The organism is Magnetococcales bacterium, from assembly GCA_015231925.1.
Classification (GTDB): Bacteria; Pseudomonadota; Magnetococcia; order Magnetococcales; family JADGAQ01; genus JADGAQ01.
Window position 1 is genome coordinate 1 of the sequence record JADGAQ010000094.1, and the last position, 15530, is coordinate 15530.

Annotated in this window: 16 protein-coding genes; 15 read left to right on the forward strand and 1 reads right to left on the reverse strand. The window is 62.7% G+C overall.

What is annotated here, in order from left to right:
- Positions 1–182 precede the first annotated feature (182 nt).
- The gene (locus HQL56_11350) at positions 183–683 is read right to left on the reverse strand and encodes a hypothetical protein (GenBank protein ID MBF0310112.1); all 501 of its coding nucleotides are present in this window, start codon (positions 681–683) and stop codon (positions 183–185) included.
- 181 nt (positions 684–864) lie between these two features.
- Here HQL56_11350 and HQL56_11355 point away from each other — a divergent pair, with 181 nt between their 5' ends.
- The 15 genes from HQL56_11355 (at position 865) to HQL56_11425 (ending at position 15467) form a co-directional block, all read left to right on the forward strand.
- On the forward strand, positions 865–1089 hold the full coding sequence (locus HQL56_11355) for a sulfurtransferase TusA family protein (protein MBF0310113.1): 225 nt from the start codon (positions 865–867) through the stop codon (positions 1087–1089).
- Between the two features lie 9 nt (positions 1090–1098).
- Positions 1099–1563: a DsrE/DsrF/DrsH-like family protein gene (locus HQL56_11360; protein ID MBF0310114.1), complete on the forward strand. Its 465-nt coding sequence runs from the start codon at positions 1099–1101 to the stop codon at positions 1561–1563.
- Between the two features lie 136 nt (positions 1564–1699).
- Positions 1700–2875, forward strand: coding sequence for an aspartate aminotransferase family protein (locus HQL56_11365; protein MBF0310115.1), 1176 nt, complete (start codon positions 1700–1702; stop codon positions 2873–2875).
- A gap of 25 nt (positions 2876–2900) precedes the next feature.
- On the forward strand, positions 2901–3851 hold the full coding sequence (argF, locus tag HQL56_11370) for an ornithine carbamoyltransferase (protein MBF0310116.1): 951 nt from the start codon (positions 2901–2903) through the stop codon (positions 3849–3851).
- A 32-nt stretch (positions 3852–3883) separates the two neighbouring features.
- Positions 3884–5098: an argininosuccinate synthase gene (locus HQL56_11375; protein MBF0310117.1), complete on the forward strand. Its 1215-nt coding sequence runs from the start codon at positions 3884–3886 to the stop codon at positions 5096–5098.
- A 13-nt stretch (positions 5099–5111) separates the two neighbouring features.
- Complete coding sequence (argH, locus tag HQL56_11380; GenBank protein ID MBF0310118.1) at positions 5112–6509, forward strand: argininosuccinate lyase; 1398 nt, start codon at positions 5112–5114, stop codon at positions 6507–6509.
- A 185-nt stretch (positions 6510–6694) separates the two neighbouring features.
- The gene (locus HQL56_11385; protein MBF0310119.1) at positions 6695–6862 is read left to right on the forward strand and encodes a lipoprotein; all 168 of its coding nucleotides are present in this window, start codon (positions 6695–6697) and stop codon (positions 6860–6862) included.
- Between the two features lie 15 nt (positions 6863–6877).
- Positions 6878–8143 (forward strand): diaminopimelate decarboxylase, encoded by a 1266-nt coding sequence (lysA, locus tag HQL56_11390; GenBank protein ID MBF0310120.1) that lies wholly within the window; start codon positions 6878–6880, stop codon positions 8141–8143.
- Positions 8140–9000 carry a diaminopimelate epimerase gene (locus HQL56_11395; protein ID MBF0310121.1) on the forward strand — a complete coding sequence of 287 codons (861 nt, stop codon included), beginning with the start codon at positions 8140–8142 and terminating at the stop codon, positions 8998–9000. Before lysA ends, HQL56_11395 begins: the two co-directional genes overlap by 4 nt.
- Positions 9001–9002: 2 nt before the next feature.
- Positions 9003–10106, forward strand: coding sequence for a DegT/DnrJ/EryC1/StrS family aminotransferase (locus HQL56_11400; protein ID MBF0310122.1), 1104 nt, complete (start codon positions 9003–9005; stop codon positions 10104–10106).
- A 5-nt stretch (positions 10107–10111) separates the two neighbouring features.
- Positions 10112–12373 (forward strand): primosomal protein N', encoded by a 2262-nt coding sequence (gene priA / locus HQL56_11405; protein MBF0310123.1) that lies wholly within the window; start codon positions 10112–10114, stop codon positions 12371–12373.
- A gap of 199 nt (positions 12374–12572) precedes the next feature.
- Positions 12573–13091: a peptide deformylase gene (locus HQL56_11410; protein MBF0310124.1), complete on the forward strand. Its 519-nt coding sequence runs from the start codon at positions 12573–12575 to the stop codon at positions 13089–13091.
- A gap of 23 nt (positions 13092–13114) precedes the next feature.
- Entirely contained in the window at positions 13115–14029 is a 915-nt protein-coding gene (locus HQL56_11415; protein ID MBF0310125.1) for a methionyl-tRNA formyltransferase, read from the forward strand.
- Positions 14023–14811 (forward strand): M48 family metalloprotease, encoded by a 789-nt coding sequence (locus HQL56_11420; GenBank protein ID MBF0310126.1) that lies wholly within the window; start codon positions 14023–14025, stop codon positions 14809–14811. Before HQL56_11415 ends, HQL56_11420 begins: the two co-directional genes overlap by 7 nt.
- The gene (locus HQL56_11425; GenBank protein MBF0310127.1) at positions 14811–15467 is read left to right on the forward strand and encodes a ribulose-phosphate 3-epimerase; all 657 of its coding nucleotides are present in this window, start codon (positions 14811–14813) and stop codon (positions 15465–15467) included. The genes HQL56_11420 and HQL56_11425 overlap by 1 nt, the downstream gene beginning before the upstream one ends.
- The last annotated feature ends 63 nt before the right edge of the window (positions 15468–15530 follow it).

Genomic DNA, 15530 nt, shown 5'->3' on the forward strand with positions numbered 1-15530 from the left:
TTATCCCCCCCGACGGGTCCAGGGCAGCGCCCTGGGACTTTTCCTTTTGCTGTTGCCGTTCCGACCCCATGGGGTCCAGGGGGGCACTCCCGTGCCTCTTCCTTTCGCTGTCGAGACGGTCACGCCGCGCTGTGCGGGATCCTGAATCGTTAACGGAGATCTTTGCCAACCCCGGTGCGTCGTCAATCGTGTTTCGGCTTCAGGGGCAGGGGCAGGGTCAGGTTGATGATCTCGTTTTTGATCGGCGGCGTGATGCTGACGTAGCGATCGCTCTTGAAGTCGAGGAACTGCAGATTGTTGCCCGCCATCTGCACCCGTTCCACCAGGGCTCGTGCCAGGGCGGGGGTGGTGTTCATCAGGCAGATGCCGTAGCCGATGTGTTCCGAGGCGACGATGGAAAAGAGGGGCAGGGATTTGGTCAGGGAGGCCAGTTCGTTGCCTTTGAGATAGCCCTGCTCGATCAAACCGTCCTGGGCCCCGCTGATCACCTGGGGATAGCGTCCCTTGTCCTTGTGGTAGCGCAGGCAGGACTGACTCAGCACCAGGAAGAGTCCCAGCATGACCGTGCCTTCGTCGCTGGGCAGACGGGCGGCCACGGCCCGCTCCCGAATCCGGCGCAGTCGCACCAGTCCCCAGATCACGGCAACCAGAAACAATCCCGCCAACAAGATGTAGCTGAACATGGCAGTGGCCAATTCCTTTGCAAAATGAAGCGACCGGCAGACCCTTCGATGGCCGGAACCTGCCCTGATTATAGGAGCAGGAAAATTTTGTTTGCAACTTGACCCGTTGCGTATCAGGATTAGCTGATATTCATGTGGCTGCAGGGCCCTGCACGAGGATCTAAAACGGGAGGTCGAAAGAATGGCTGACAAGACACTGGATGCCAAAGGTCTGAACTGCCCTCTGCCCATTCTGCGGGCGAAGAAGGCACTCAAAGAGATGGAAGCCGGCCAGATTCTGGCGGTGGAAGCAACGGATCCCGGTTCGGCCAAGGATTTCGAATCCTTCTGCGCCCAAACCGGCAACCAAATGGTGAAGGCTTCGGAAGCGAGCGGAGTCTACTACTACGAAATCCGCAAATCCTAGGGGGATGCCATGTCCAAGCGTCTGGCCATCATCGCCACCAAGGGCACCCTGGATATGGCCTATCCGCCCTTGATTCTGGCCACTACCGCAGCGGCACTCGACTACGAGGTCTATATCTTCTGGACCTTTTACGGGTTGCAGGTGCTGAAGAAGGAGCGGGATCTCAAAATCTCCCCTCTGGGCAATCCCGCCATGCCCATGCCGGTTCCCATGCCGGTGCTGGTGCAGGCGCTGCCCGGAATGGAGGCCATGGCCACCACCATGATGAAACAGAAGATGGCCCGGAAAGGTGTGGCCAGCATTCAGGATCTGCTGGACATGGCCATCGAGTCGGAGGTCAAGATGATCGCCTGTCAGATGACGGTGGATCTCTTCGACTTCAAACATTCGGACCTGATCGACGGTCTGGAATTTGCCGGTGCGGCGCGGTTTTTCGAAGTGGCTCACGGAGCCGATATCACTCTCTTCATCTGAGAGGACTGTCCGGAGCGCGTCATACCGGTTGGCAGGGAAAAACCCGGCATTTTGCCGGGTTTTTTCGTCATGGGTCATTGATCACGACGTAGGCATGGCTTAAAAAGAAAATTTTGGCCTTTTTCCGGAGTGGATGATGAGCGAACCCTTTGGCGCCTTGATGAGTAATTACGCCCGCATGCCGGTTGCCTTCGTGCGGGGTGAGGGAACGCGCCTTTGGGACGAGGAGGGCAAGGAGTATCTCGACTTCCTGGCGGGTATCGGCGTGAACAATCTGGGCCATTGCCATCCGAAGGTGGTGGCGGCCATCCGGGACCAGGCCGGGAAGGTGCTGCACACCTCCAATCTCTATCGCATCCCCTTGCAGGAGAAGCTGGCCAGACGACTGGCCGAGACCTGTTTCGCCGATCAGGTCTTTTTCTGCAATTCCGGCGCGGAGGCCAACGAGGCGGCCATCAAGCTGGTGCGCAAATACATGAAGGATCATGGTCGTCCCGGTCGCTTCGAGATCATCACGGCCTGCAACAGCTTTCACGGACGGACCATGGCCACCCTGTCGGCCACCGGGCAGGAGAAGATCCAACAGGGGTACGATCCCCTGTTGCCCGGATTCCGTCATGTTCCCTTCGGCGATGTCGCCGCGCTGGAGCGCTCCATTGGCCCCTATACCGCCGCCATTCTGGTGGAGCCGATACAGGGTGAGGCGGGGATCAACATTCCGCCGGAGGGCTATCTGGAGGCTCTGCGGGCCATTGCCGACAAGCATTCGCTGCTGCTGGTGCTGGATGAGGTGCAGACGGGCATGGGGCGTACCGGTCGTCTGTGGTGTCATCAGTGGGGCAGCGTCAAGCCGGATATCATGACCGCGTCCAAGGCCATCGCCTCCGGCGTGCCCATGGGGGCCTGCCTGGCCACCTCCGCCGTTGCCGCCTCCTTCACCCCCGGCAGCCACGGTTCCACCTTCGGCGGCGGTCCCCTGGCCTGCGCTGCGGCGCTCGCCACCCTGGAAGCGTTGTTGGACGACGGCGTTCTGGACGGGGTGGTGTTGCGGGGTGAACGGCTCATGGCCGGTTTGCAGACCCTCAAAAGTCGGCACAAACTGGTCAAGGAGGTGCGTGGACGCGGCCTGATGGCGGCGGTGGAGTTGAACGCTTCCGCCGAGGATGTGCGGGCCATCGCCTTTTCCAGGGGATTGCTGGTCAGTTGCCAGATGGGCACCACCCTGAGGTTGCTGCCTCCCCTGACGGTCAGTTTCGACGAGATCGACCGGGCTGTTGCCGTGCTTGACCATGTATTGACGGATCTCTTTTAATCGCTTTTTCTCTCTGGATACGATCATGCGGGCACATCTGCGTCACCTGTTGACCTTGGAAGAGATCTCCACCGGAGAGCTGGAGGACATTCTGCGCCGCACGGCGAAGCTGAAACGCCTGCAGCGCAAGGGGCGCGTGGTCAAGACCCTGGAAGGGCGAACCCTGGCCATGATCTTCGAGAAGAACTCCACCCGCACCCGCGTCTCTTTCGAAGCGGGCATGTTTCAAATGGGAGGACACGCTCTGTTCCTGTCGAGCCGTGACCTGCAGCTCGGGCGTGGCGAAAGCATCGCCGACAGCGCCCGGGTCCTCTCCCGGTATGTCGATGCCATCATGATCCGCACCTATTCCCACGCCATCGTGGAAGAGTTGGCCCTTCATGCCACCGTGCCGGTCATCAACGGGCTTTCCGACGATTATCATCCCTGCCAGGTTCTGGCGGATCTCTTCACCTATCGGGAAAAGCGGGGTTCCCTGAAGGGGAAGCGGGTTGCCTGGGTGGGGGACGGCAACAATATGGCCTACTCCTGGGCCATGGCGGCGGCTCGCGTCGGTTTTCGACTGGTCATGGCCTGTCCGGCGGGGTATGAACCCCAGCCGCATTTCCTGGAAAAAGCCCAATGTCTGGCAGGGGCTCCCGCCTCGACCCGCATCGAGGTGTTGCGTGATCCCCGGGATGCGGTGCGGGGCGCGGATCTGGTGGTGACCGATACCTGGACCTCGATGGGGCAGGAAAAGGAGCGCGCCGTGCGTCTGCAGGCCTTTGCCGGCTATTGCGTGGACGAGTCCCTCATGGCGTTGGCGGCCCCCGATGCGCTGTTCATGCATTGCCTGCCCGCCCACCGTGGCGAAGAGGCCAGCGACGCCGTGCTGGACGGCCCGCAGTCCGTGGTCTGGGACGAGGCGGAAAACCGGCTGCATGTGCAAAAGGCCATTCTGGAATGGTTGATTTTGGGTAATGCGAAGGGAAAGTAGTGAAGCCTGGTTCATTTCATGGAGCGAAAACAATGGCTGAAACTGTAAAAAAAGTGGTGCTGGCCTATTCCGGCGGACTGGACACCTCCATCATCCTCAAATGGCTGCAGGATACCTATCATTGCGAGGTGGTGGCCTTCGCCGCCGATCTCGGTCAAGGGGAGGAGTTGGAAGAGGCGCGGCAGAAAGCCTTGCGCTTCGGGGTCAAGGAGGTCTTCGTGGAAGATCTCAAGGAGACCTTCGTGGCCGACTTCGTCTTCCCCATGTATCGGGCCAACGCCCTCTACGAAGGGTGTTACCATCTGGGCACCTCCATCGCCCGTCCCCTGATCGCCCAGAAGCAGATTGAAATCGCCAACGCCGTGGGCGCCGACGCCGTCTCCCACGGGGCCACCGGCAAGGGCAACGACCAGGTGCGTTTCGAGCTGGCCTACTACGCCCTGCGGCCCGACATCCGGGTCATCGCCCCCTGGCGGGAGTGGGATCTGACCTCGCGGGAAAAGCTTTTCGCCTACGCCGATCGTCACGGCATTCCGGTGCCCCGTGACAAGCGGGGCGGTACGCCCTACTCCATGGATCGCAACCTGCTGCACCTCTCCTTCGAGGGCAAGGTGCTGGAGGATCCCTGGAACGAGCCGGACGAAGAGATGTTCGTGTTGAGCGTTTCGCCCGAAAAGGCGCCGGACAAGGCCCGCTATCTGGAGATCACCTTCCGGGGCGGCGATCCGGTGGCCCTGGATGGCGAGGTGATGTCGGCGGCGACTCTCTTGACCCAGCTCAACCGGTTGGGGGGTGAAAACGGTATCGGACGCCTCGATCTGGTGGAAAACCGCTATGTGGGCATGAAATCCCGTGGCGTGTACGAAACGCCGGGCGGCACTATTCTGGGCGTGGCCCATCGGGCCATGGAGTCCCTCACCCTCGATCGGGAAGTGGCCCATCTCAAGGACGAACTGGCGCCGCGCTACGCCACGTTGATCTACAACGGCTACTGGTTCAGCCCGGAACGCAAGTTGTTGCAAACCCTCATCGATGCCTCCCAGAGCGTGGTCAACGGCGTGGTGCGGGTCAAACTCTACAAGGGCAGCGTGACCGTGGTGGGGCGCAAATCCGAAAACAGCCTCTTCGACGCCAACATCGCCACCTTCGAGGACGATCAGGGGGCTTACAATCAACGCGACGCCGGGGGCTTCATCAAGCTCAATGCGTTGCGCATGCGCATTGCCGCCATGCTGGGGCGGACGTGAGGATCATCCGTCCATGAACGACAAGCCCTGGAGTGGTCGTTTCACTCAACCCACCGACCGGTTCGTGGAGGCCTTTTCGGCCTCCATCGCTTTCGATTCCAGGCTCTACCGGGAGGATATCGCCGGTTCGGTGGCCCACTGCCGCATGCTGGCCCGCCAGGGAGTCCTTCCCGGCGAGGAGGCGCAACGCATCATCGCCGGGCTGGAACAGGTTCGGGGCGAGCTGGATCGCGGCGAGCTGCCCTTTCAGGACTCCCTGGAAGATATCCACATGCATGTGGAGACCCGGCTGAAGGAGTTGATCGGTCCGGTGGCGGGCAAGCTGCATACCGCCCGTTCCCGCAACGATCAGGTGGCCACGGATCTGCGTCTCTGGTTGCGTCGTCGGGTGGATGAGATTCAGCGCGGCATCATCCTGTTGCAGGGCAATCTGCTCGATCTGGCCGAGCAGGAGGTGGAGACCATCCTTCCGGGATTCACCCATCTGCAGATTGCCCAGCCCGTCAGCCTGGGGCACCATCTGCTGGCCTATGTGGAGATGCTGCATCGGGATGCGGAGCGGTTCGAGCAGGTGCGCGGACGCATCAATCAACTGCCGCTGGGAGCGGCGGCCCTGGCGGGCACCCCCTATCCCATCGATCGGGAGAGCGTGGCCGGGGAGTTGGGATTCGAAGGGGTGTGCGCCAACTCCATCGATGCCGTTTCCGACCGGGATTTCGCCATGGAGTCGGTCTTCGCCGCCTCGCTGGTGATGGTGCATCTCTCCCGTTTCGCCGAGGAGTTGATCCTGTGGTGTTCGCCGCTGTTCGGTTTCATCGAACTGGGGGATGCCTTCTGCACCGGATCCTCCATCATGCCGCAGAAGAAAAACCCGGACGTTCCGGAGTTGGTGCGTGGCAAGAGCGGACGGGTTATCGGCTCGCTGATGAGTCTGCTGACCTTGATGAAGGGGTTGCCGCTGGCCTACAACCGGGATATGCAGGAGGACAAGCAGCCGCTTTTCGACGCCATGGACACGGTTCTGGACTGTTTGCGCGCCTTTACCGATCTGGTTCCGGCCATTCATGTCAAGCGGGAGCGCATGCTGCATTCGGCGCGCATGGGATACGCCACGGCGACCGATCTGGCCGATTATCTGGTGGGCAAGGGCATCCCTTTCCGGGAGGCGCACGCCATTACCGGCAAACTGGTGCAGCAGGCCTGGGAACAGGGGATCGGTCTGGACGAACTGCCGCTGGAGGCGATGCAGGCGGTGGATGGACGCATCGCTGCGGATGTGAAGGCGTCTCTGACCGTCCTCAACTCGGTCAATGCGCGGGAGGCTTTCGGAGGCACGGCCTTCGCCACGGTACGGGAGGCCTTGGTCGAGGCGAAAATGTTGGTGAATCTGCGCCTGCTGGGTAGTCAGTGACGAAACGTCGGCGTATCGGATGCGGGGTTCGGAGGAGGTCATCCTCTCCGAACCCCCGGATCTCGTTGAACGGACTGCGATTCCCCTTTCTTCCGGCAACGCCTTGCCAGGTATTGCCGCCTGCCGGTCCACATGGCAAAATTGCCGCTCCGGTCTGATTACTGTGGGTTTTTGGGGAGGTTTCGTTGACTATCCGATCCGTATTCTGGCTGGTTCTCCTTTGTGTTGCAGGGAGCGGGCTCTCTTCCTGCGGATACAAGGGTGACCTCTATCTGCCCAAAAAAGCTCAGCACGATACCGCCCCCGCATCGGAACCGGGATTGATCCATTCCGGGAGTCGCTCCCCAACCTGAGGAGATCGCATCCCCATGGATCATTTCCATTACCGCGACAGCGGGCTTCATTGCGAAGAGGTGCCGGTCTCCCGGATTGCGGAGGCGGTGGGCACACCCTTCTATTGCTACTCCGCCGCCACCTTGCTGCGGCATCTCAAAGCCTTTCAGGAGGCCTTCTCCCGGCGCGAAGCCCTGATTTGCTACAGCGTCAAGGCCAACGGCAATCTGGCGATTCTGGACCTTCTGGTGCGTCATGGCGCCGGTCTCGACATCGTTTCGGGGGGTGAGCTGGAGCGGGCCCGGCGGGTGGGGTGTCCCGGCGGGCGCGTGGTCTTCTCCGGGGTGGGCAAAAGCCGCCGGGAGATCGACGAGGCGCTGGAGTACGGGGTGCGTCTGTTCAACGTGGAGAGCGTGCCGGAGCTGCATCGCCTCAACGACGTGGCCCGGTCCCGGGGGGTGAAGGCGCCCATCTCGCTGCGGGTCAATCCCGATGTCGATCCCCGCACCCATCCCCACATCGCCACCGGGCTCAAACGCAGCAAATTCGGCATTCCCCACGAGGAGGCCGCGGAAGTCTATCGCCTGGCCAAAAGCCTGCCTCATCTGGACGTGGTCGGTCTGGACTGCCATATCGGCTCCCAGTTGACCAAGGTGGCTCCCTTCGTGGAGGCGCTGCAAAAGGTGCGCACCCTGCTGGAGCAACTGGAACGCCAGGGCATCGCCCTGCAGGTGCTGGATCTGGGCGGCGGACTGGGCATTCCTTACGTGGCCGGCGAAATCACCCCCATGCCCGCCGAGTTGGCGGAGGCCATGGAACGGGAGCTGGAGGGCTTGAACCACCTGCTGGTGGTGGAGCCGGGGCGGGCCATCGTCGGCAATGCCGGCATTCTGGTGGCGCGGATGGAGTACGTCAAAGTCAGCGGGGAACGCCACTTCTTCATCACCGATGCCGGCATGAACGATCTGATGCGGCCCGTGCTTTACGACGCCTATCACCAGGTGCTGCCCGTGACGCCGGTGGAGGGGCGTGAAGAGGTGGTGGCGGATGTGGTGGGCCCGGTCTGCGAATCGGGGGACTTCTTCGCCCGGGATCGCCTGATGCCGCTGATGCGGGAGGGCGAATTGCTGGCGGTGCGTTCCACGGGGGCCTACGGATTTTCCATGAGCAGCAACTACAACAGCCGGCCCCGCGCGGCGGAGGTGCTGGTGCAGGGGGACCGGTTCCATGTGGTGCGCCGGCGGGAGACGCTGAACGATCTTTTGGCCCTGGAACAACCCGCTCCCGATATCCTCGGATGACCACGACCCGGACCGGTTCACTCCCCTTTTTCAAGATGCACGGTCTGGGCAACGATTTTGTCCTGCTGGACTTCTCGGAGGGGAGGCAAGAGCCCGAAGCGGCCTGGATGGCCCGGATTGCCGATCGTCGTTTCGGGGTGGGCTGTGATCAGGTGGTGGTGTTGAGTCCCCCGCGGGAGGCCTCCTGCACCGTGCGCATGCGTATTTACAACGCCGATGGTTCCCAGGCGGAGATGTGCGGCAACGCGGTGCGTTGTGTGGCGCTCTATTTGCGGCGGCATCGGAATCTGACCTTGCCGGTCGTCCCCATCGAAACGTTGGCCGGCGTGATTCGTCCCCGTCTGCTGGACGACGACCGGGTGGAAGTGAACATGGGGAGGCCGGAATTGGATGGGCTGCGCATTCCCACCATCTGGCCGGGACCGGTTTTCGATCAACCACTGTCGGTGGCGGGGCACACGCTGCTTCTGACCGCCGTCTCCATGGGCAATCCCCATGTCGTCCACTTTTGTGACGACGTGACAGGGTTTCCCTTGCAGGAAGTGGGACCTCTGGTGGAACATCATGCCGCCTTTCCCAAACGCACCAACGTGGAAATTGCCCAGGTGATCGACCGCGCCACGGTGCGCATGCGTGTTTGGGAGCGCGGTGTGGGCATCACGCCGGCCTGTGGTACCGGAGCCTGCGCCGTGGCCGTGGCGGCCATGCTGCACCATCGGGTGGAGCGGGAGGTGGTGGTGCGACTGGATGGCGGAGAGTTGGCGATTCGCTGGAGTGAGGAGGGAGCGCTCTATATGACGGGCCCTGCCACGGAAGTCTTTTTCGGGCGCATGCCCTTACCCTTCGACAGGGGGTGATTATGCAGTTCATCGACCTGCGGGCCCAATACCAAGCCTATCGGGAGGCGATCGACGCCGCCATCCGGGAGGTGGTCGAATCGGCCCAATTCATCAACGGTCCCCAGGTGAAGTCCCTGGAACAGGCTCTGGCCGCTTATGTCGGCACCGAACAGGCCGTGGGCTTCTCCTCGGGAACCGACAGTTTGCGTGCGGTTCTGATGGCCTGGGGCATCGGTCCGGGTGACGAGGTCGTCACCACACCCTTCACCTTCATCGCCACTTCCGAAGTGATCGTGGCGCAAGGGGCCAAACCGGTTTTCGTCGACGTGGAGGAGGATACCCTCAATATCGATCCCGCCCGCATCGAAGCCGCCATCACGCCGCGCACCCGGGCGATTCTGCCGGTCAGCCTCTTCGGGCAGTGCGCCGATCTTCACGCCATCAACGCCATTGCCGCCCGCCACGGGCTGCATGTCATGGAAGATGCCTGCCAATCCCTGGGGGCCACCAGTCACGGGCAATACTCCGGTTCGCTGTGTCAGGCGGGGGCCACCTCGTTCTTCCCGGCCAAAACCCTGGGATGTTACGGGGACGGCGGCATGGTCTTCACCTCCGATGCGGCATTGGCCGAAAAGCTGCGCATCATTCGCGAACATGGTCAGGCAGCCCGGTATCGCCATGCCATGGTGGGTATCAACGGGCGTCTCGACACCCTTCAGGCCGCCATTCTGCTGGCCAAGCTGCCCCATTTCGAAGCGGAAATCGCCAGTCGGCAGGAGGTGGCGCAGCGGTACATGGCCGGACTTGCCGGCAAGGTGCGTCTGCCCAATATCCGTCCCTATAATCGCAGCGTTTTTTCCCAATTCACCATTCGCGTGCCCAACCGGGATCAGGTGGCCGAGCGGTTGAAGCAGGCGGGTATTCCCACGGCGGTGCATTATCCGGTTCCGTTGCATCGCCAGCCGGTGTTCACCGATCTGGAGCAGGATCTGGGATACGGCGAAGAGGCTTTCCCCGTGGCCTCCCAGGCGGCGCGGGAGGTGCTTTCCCTGCCGATGCATCCTTTTCTGACCGCGGCCCAGCAGGAGGAGGTGGTCCAGGCGGTGGTGGCGGCGGTATCCTGAAGGCGGTGAACGAGGTCGCCGCCGCTCCCTCCCGGTTTGCGGAAGTGGCCTTGCCGGTTCCGTTGCCCCATCTGTTCAGTTACCGGATTCCCGCGTTTCTGGTGGATCAGTGTCTGCCCGGCTGTCCGGTGCTGGTGCCGATGGGGCGCGGCTGGCGCACCGGCGTGGTGTGGCGGGTGGGGGATCAACCCGGCTGGTCCGAAGGGGAGATTCGCGAGCTGGTGGACCTTCTCGACGCCGAACCCCTGATGGGGGAGGGGCTGCGGGCCATGCTGGAGTGGATCTCCCGCTACTATCTGCAACCCATCGGTCGTGTGGTGGAGGTGGCGTTGCCCTCCTTTCTGGGGCACGAACGCAAACGCCATTACCGGTGGCTGGGGGAGCGGCGGCTGCCGGAGGGGTTGACGCCGGGGGAACGCTGTCTGGCGGAAGCCCTTCTGGCCCGCAAGCCGGGCTTGGCCGAAGAGACCCTGGTGACCAAGTGCGGTCGCGTGGGATTGACGGGACGCCTGACTTCCCTGGTCCGACAGGGTTTGATCGACGTTGTGGAAGACTGGCAACCCCGTCATCGGCACCGCGCCGGAACGGCGCCGGAGGTGACGACCGCCTGGGGCGAGTTCTCCGCCCCGGTGGTGCCGACCGATGAACAGGCGGTTTGTGCCGCCACCCTGGGAGAGGCGCTGCGGCAGGGCGGTTATGCCCCTTTCCTGCTGGAGGGGGTGACGGGCTCGGGCAAGACGGAGGTCTATTTCCTGGCGGTGGAGCAGTGTCTGGCTTTGGGGGGGCAGGCGCTGCTGCTGGTGCCGGAGATCGCCCTGACGCCCCAGTTGGTGGGACGCTGCCTGGCCCGTTTCCAGGAAGGGGTGGCGGTCTTGCACTCCGGCCTGACGCCCCGCTCCCGTTTCGATCACTGGCACCGCATTCGCCGGGGTGAGGCGCGGGTGGTGGTGGGGGCGCGCAGCGCCCTGTTCGCCCCGTTTGCCCGTCTGTCGCTGATCATCGTGGACGAAGAACACGAACCCTCCTACAAACAGGAGGAGGGGGTTCCCTATCACGGTCGCGACATGGCGGTGGTGCGGGCCAGGCAGGAGAAGGCGGTGCTGGTGCTGGGCAGCGCCACCCCCTCCATGGAAACGCTGGTCAACGTGCGGCGGGGACGTTTCCGCCATCTGCGGCTCACCCGTCGCGCCACCGGGGCGTTGCCGCCCCGCATGGAGCTGGTGGATCTGCGCTGCAAGGAGCATCAGGTTCCGGATCGTCCCGGTGGGCTGTTGAGCCTGCCGTTGCGCCAGGGCATCGACGCGGTGCTGGCCCGACGGCGTCAGGCGCTGCTGTTTCTCAATCGACGCGGTTTTTCTCCCACCGTGCTGTGTACCCTGTGCGGCTATACCTTCGGGTGCCCGAACTGTTCGGTCTCCTTGACGCTGCATCGGGAAAAGCGACAATTGATTTGCCATTATTGCGATTTCCGGCAACCACCCGTGGATGTTTGTCCCTCTTGCGGGCAATTGTCTCTGCGTCCCATGGGACCGGGTACGGAGCAACTGGAGGGGGAGGTGCGGGCCACCTTTCCGACGGCGCGGGTGGCGCGTCTGGATCGGGATGCGGTGGGGCAGGGGCAGGTGGATCTGGAAGCCACCCTGGAGGCGTTTCGCGTCGGGGGGATCGATCTGCTGATCGGCACGCAGATGGTGGCCAAGGGGCACCATTTCCCGGGATTGGAGCTGGTGGGCATCGTGCAGGCGGAGACCACCCTGTGTCTGCCCGATTTCCGCGCCGGGGAACGCACCTTTCAACTGGTGAAACAGGTGGCGGGTCGGGCCGGGCGGGAGGTGCGGGAGGGGAGTCCGAGCCGGGTGTTGATCCAGACCTGGGATCCGGCGCACTACGCTTTGCAGGCGGCGCTGTCGGGCGATGTGGAGGGGTTTGCCGCTCAGGAGTTGAGCGTGCGTCAGGAGTGCGGTTATCCTCCGTTCGTGCGGCTGGCCCTGTTGCGGGTTTCGTCGGCCTGGCAGGCGGACGGGGAGGCCTTCGTGGTGCGTTTGAAGGCCCGTTTGCCGCAATGGCCGGGGGTGGTGTTCCTGGGGCCGGCCCAGGCGCCGATTTTTCGCCTGCGCAACCGCTTCCGCTGGCAATTGCTGATCAAGGGCGGGGGCGAGGATGGTGTGGTGCAGAAAGCGGTGCAGGGGGTGTTGCTGCGAGCCAAAGAGTTGCTGAATCCGCGCATTCGTCTGGAAGTCGATATCGATCCTTATAATTTCTTGTAATATTTTGCCTTTAAAGTATCAAAAAAAGAAAATGTTCTATCCTTTGACCTTTTTTATCTTTTAATGAATAAAAATAAATTCAAAACATTTTCTTTTTTTGATACTTTAAAGGCAAAATATTGAAAGGCAGGCAGTGAATTTTCAGGGGTCGGTATCTCTCTAAGCGGATAATGGACCCGTGCAGCGAACGAGGACGAGGATGGCCAGATTGACCATATTGACCGCTCCGGACAAACGTCTGAAACAGAAATCCCTGCCCGTTCTGGAAGTGGATGGATCGGTACGACGTTTGATGGATGACATGCTGGAAACCATGTACGCCGCTCCCGGTATCGGCCTGGCGGCGCCCCAGGTGGGGGTGCTGCGCCGGGTCATCGTGGTGGATGTGGCCAACAAACGGGAGATGGAACCCCCCAATCCCCTGTTTCTGGCCAATCCGGAGATCATCGTCCGGGATGGCGTTACCACCTACGAAGAGGGCTGCCTCTCCGTTCCCGAAACCATCTACGAAGTGGCCAGAGCCGCCTCCATCACGGTGAAGGCCCTGGATCGCCAGGGCAATCCCCTGTATCTGGAAGCGGAAGGGCTGTTGGCCATCTGTCTGCAACACGAGATCGATCATCTGGATGGTATCCTGTTCATCGACCACATCTCCCGCCTGAAACGGGAGATGGTCTTGCGTCGTCTGCGCAAGCGGCAGTTGGAAGAGGGGCGCTAGTCGTGTCCTGGCGGGTGGTTTTCATGGGCACGCCGGACTTCGCCGTGCCCACCCTGGAGGCGCTGCTGGCGGGCCCCGATGAGGTGGTCGGCGTCTTTACCCAGCCGGATCGTCCCGCGGGGCGGGGCCTGCGTCTGGCGGCTCCGCCGGTGAAGGAGCTGGCGTCGGCCCACGGCCTTCCGGTGTTGCAACCGGCCCGCATGAAGGATCCCGAGGTGCTGCCCCGGCTGCGGGAGTGGCGGCCCGATCTGATCGTGGTGGTGGCTTATGGCCGCATTCTGCCACGGGAGGTTCTGGAATTGCCCCTGCACGGTTGTGTGAATGTCCATGCCTCGCTGTTGCCCCGCTGGCGGGGGGCGGCTCCCATCCAGCGGGCCCTGTTGGCCGGGGACGCGATGTTGGGCGTGAGCATCATGGCCATGGAGGCGGGGTTGGACACCGGTCCGATCTTGTCCCGGCGGGTGTGGCCGGTTCACGGGGATGAAAGCGGCGGGGAAATGCACGATCGTTTGGCCAAAGGGGGAGGGGAGTTGCTGGCCGAAACCGTCGAAGCTTTGCAACGCGGCGGCATCACTCCCCGAATCCAGCCGGAGGAGGGCGTCACCTATGCCGAAAAGCTCACGGCGGGGGATGAGATCCTGCTTTGGGAAAACGATGCTCTGCAGGAGCGCCGTCGCATTCTGGCTCTTTCGCCCTGGCCCGGTGCGCGAACCGGGTTGAAGGGGGAGCGTCTCAAGGTCTTGGGCTGTCGCCCGGGGCGGAACGGCGGGCCGCCGGGAACGGTGACGGCCCTGCACGCCGACGGACCGGAGGTGGCCTGCGGCGAAGGTTCCCTGGTTTTGACGGAGGTGCAGCCGGCGGGGAAACGGCGTCTGTCGGCCGGGGAGTGGCTGCGGGGCCGTCCTCTGAAGGAGGGGGACAGGCTGCAGCCATGCTGAACCGACAGCTCTCCCTGCTGCTGTTTTCGGCCCTGACCTTCGTTCTGCTGCTGACGGGGCAGATTTTCGGTGGTTTCGATGGTCTGCTGGTGGGGCTTTTCCTGGGGCTGGCCCTGTCGCTGCTGCTTTACTGGTTCGGTGGATCGATTCTGCTGACCCTGCTGGGGGCGCGTCCCCTGAAGGCGCGGGAAGAGACCACGTTGCGGGAGATCGTCACGGAGCTGGCCCGTCACGGCGGCATGCCCGTTCCGTCCATATTTCTCATCGAGAATGGCGCGCCCAATGCCCTGGCCGTCGGCCCCATCCCTTTTCTGGGAGCGGTGGCGGTGACCCGTGGTCTGTTGCGCTGTCTGAACCGGGAGGAGTTGGCGGGTGTGCTGGCCCACGAGCTGGTTCATATCGCCCGGCGGGATACCCTGATCGGCAGCAGCGGTGCGTTGTTGGCCGGTGTGTTGACCACGCTGGCCATCGGTCCCGGTCAAACGGTGCTGTGGCCCGGAGCGGCCGGTTTGCTGCGTCGTCTCATCGATCCGGCTCGGGAGTATGCTGCCGACGAAGAGGGGGCGCGGTTGTGCCGCAATCCGTCGTGGTTGGCCGACGCCTTGGAAAAACTGGCGGATTATTCCCAGGAGTCGTTGCCTCTGGCCCAGTTTCCCACCGTGTCCAGCCAGTTCATTGTTCATCCCGTGCGGGATGAGCCCCTGTTCAACCTGTTCGACCTCCATCCGGAGGTGGGGGAGCGGATTGCGCGTTTGCGTCTGCTGGCCCGGGGAGAGGAATGATGATTCGTATCGCGCCATCCATACTTTCGGCGGATTTCGCCCGTTTGGGGGAGGAGATCCGTCTGGTGGAGGCGGCGGGTGCCGATTACATCCATGTGGATGTCATGGATGGTCATTTCGTGCCCAATCTGACCATTGGTCCGCCGGTGGTGGCGGCGTTGAAGAAGGTGAGCGGCAAGCCTCTGGACGTGCATCTGATGATCACGCCGGTGGAGCCGATGCTCGCGGCGTTTTTGGAGAGTGGGGCCGATCTGGTGACCATTCATGCCGAAGCCACGTCTCATCTCGACCGGGCCTTGTCGATGATTCGGGAAGGGGGGGCTCGGGCGGGGTTGGCTTTCAATCCCGGTACGCCGGTCGCTTGTCTGGAGCATGTGTTGCATCGGGTGGATCTGGTGTTGCTGATGAGTGTCAATCCCGGTTTCGGTGGTCAGAGTTTCATTCCTTCGGTATTGCCCAAGATTGCGGCGGTGCGTCGGTTGGTGGAGGCTTCCGGTCGGAGCATTGAAGTGGAGGTGGATGGTGGGGTCAATGCGTCGACCATTGCGGCGGTGGCGCGGGCGGGTGCGGATGTTTTCGTGGCGGGATCCGCCATTTTCGGCAGCGGCGATTATGCCGAGGCCATCCGTACCTTGCGTGAGCAGGCGGCGCAGTGATATGGAGCAAGTCATACGGGGGTCCGGGGGGGATTATCCCCCCCGGCGGGGTTCGGGGCGGAG

Coding starts and splice junctions, on each gene's coding strand:
- HQL56_11350 (MBF0310112.1), bottom strand. CDS start 683: ATGTTCAGCTACATCTTGTTGGCGGGATTGTTTCTGGTTGCCGTGATC.
- HQL56_11355 (MBF0310113.1), top strand. CDS start 865: ATGGCTGACAAGACACTGGATGCCAAAGGTCTGAACTGCCCTCTGCCC.
- HQL56_11360 (MBF0310114.1), top strand. CDS start 1,099: ATGTCCAAGCGTCTGGCCATCATCGCCACCAAGGGCACCCTGGATATG.
- HQL56_11365 (MBF0310115.1), top strand. CDS start 1,700: ATGAGCGAACCCTTTGGCGCCTTGATGAGTAATTACGCCCGCATGCCG.
- argF (MBF0310116.1), top strand. CDS start 2,901: ATGCGGGCACATCTGCGTCACCTGTTGACCTTGGAAGAGATCTCCACC.
- HQL56_11375 (MBF0310117.1), top strand. CDS start 3,884: ATGGCTGAAACTGTAAAAAAAGTGGTGCTGGCCTATTCCGGCGGACTG.
- argH (MBF0310118.1), top strand. CDS start 5,112: ATGAACGACAAGCCCTGGAGTGGTCGTTTCACTCAACCCACCGACCGG.
- lysA (MBF0310120.1), top strand. CDS start 6,878: ATGGATCATTTCCATTACCGCGACAGCGGGCTTCATTGCGAAGAGGTG.
- HQL56_11395 (MBF0310121.1), top strand. CDS start 8,140: ATGACCACGACCCGGACCGGTTCACTCCCCTTTTTCAAGATGCACGGT.
- HQL56_11400 (MBF0310122.1), top strand. CDS start 9,003: ATGCAGTTCATCGACCTGCGGGCCCAATACCAAGCCTATCGGGAGGCG.
- HQL56_11410 (MBF0310124.1), top strand. CDS start 12,573: ATGGCCAGATTGACCATATTGACCGCTCCGGACAAACGTCTGAAACAG.
- HQL56_11415 (MBF0310125.1), top strand. CDS start 13,115: ATGGGCACGCCGGACTTCGCCGTGCCCACCCTGGAGGCGCTGCTGGCG.
- HQL56_11420 (MBF0310126.1), top strand. CDS start 14,023: ATGCTGAACCGACAGCTCTCCCTGCTGCTGTTTTCGGCCCTGACCTTC.
- HQL56_11425 (MBF0310127.1), top strand. CDS start 14,811: ATGATTCGTATCGCGCCATCCATACTTTCGGCGGATTTCGCCCGTTTG.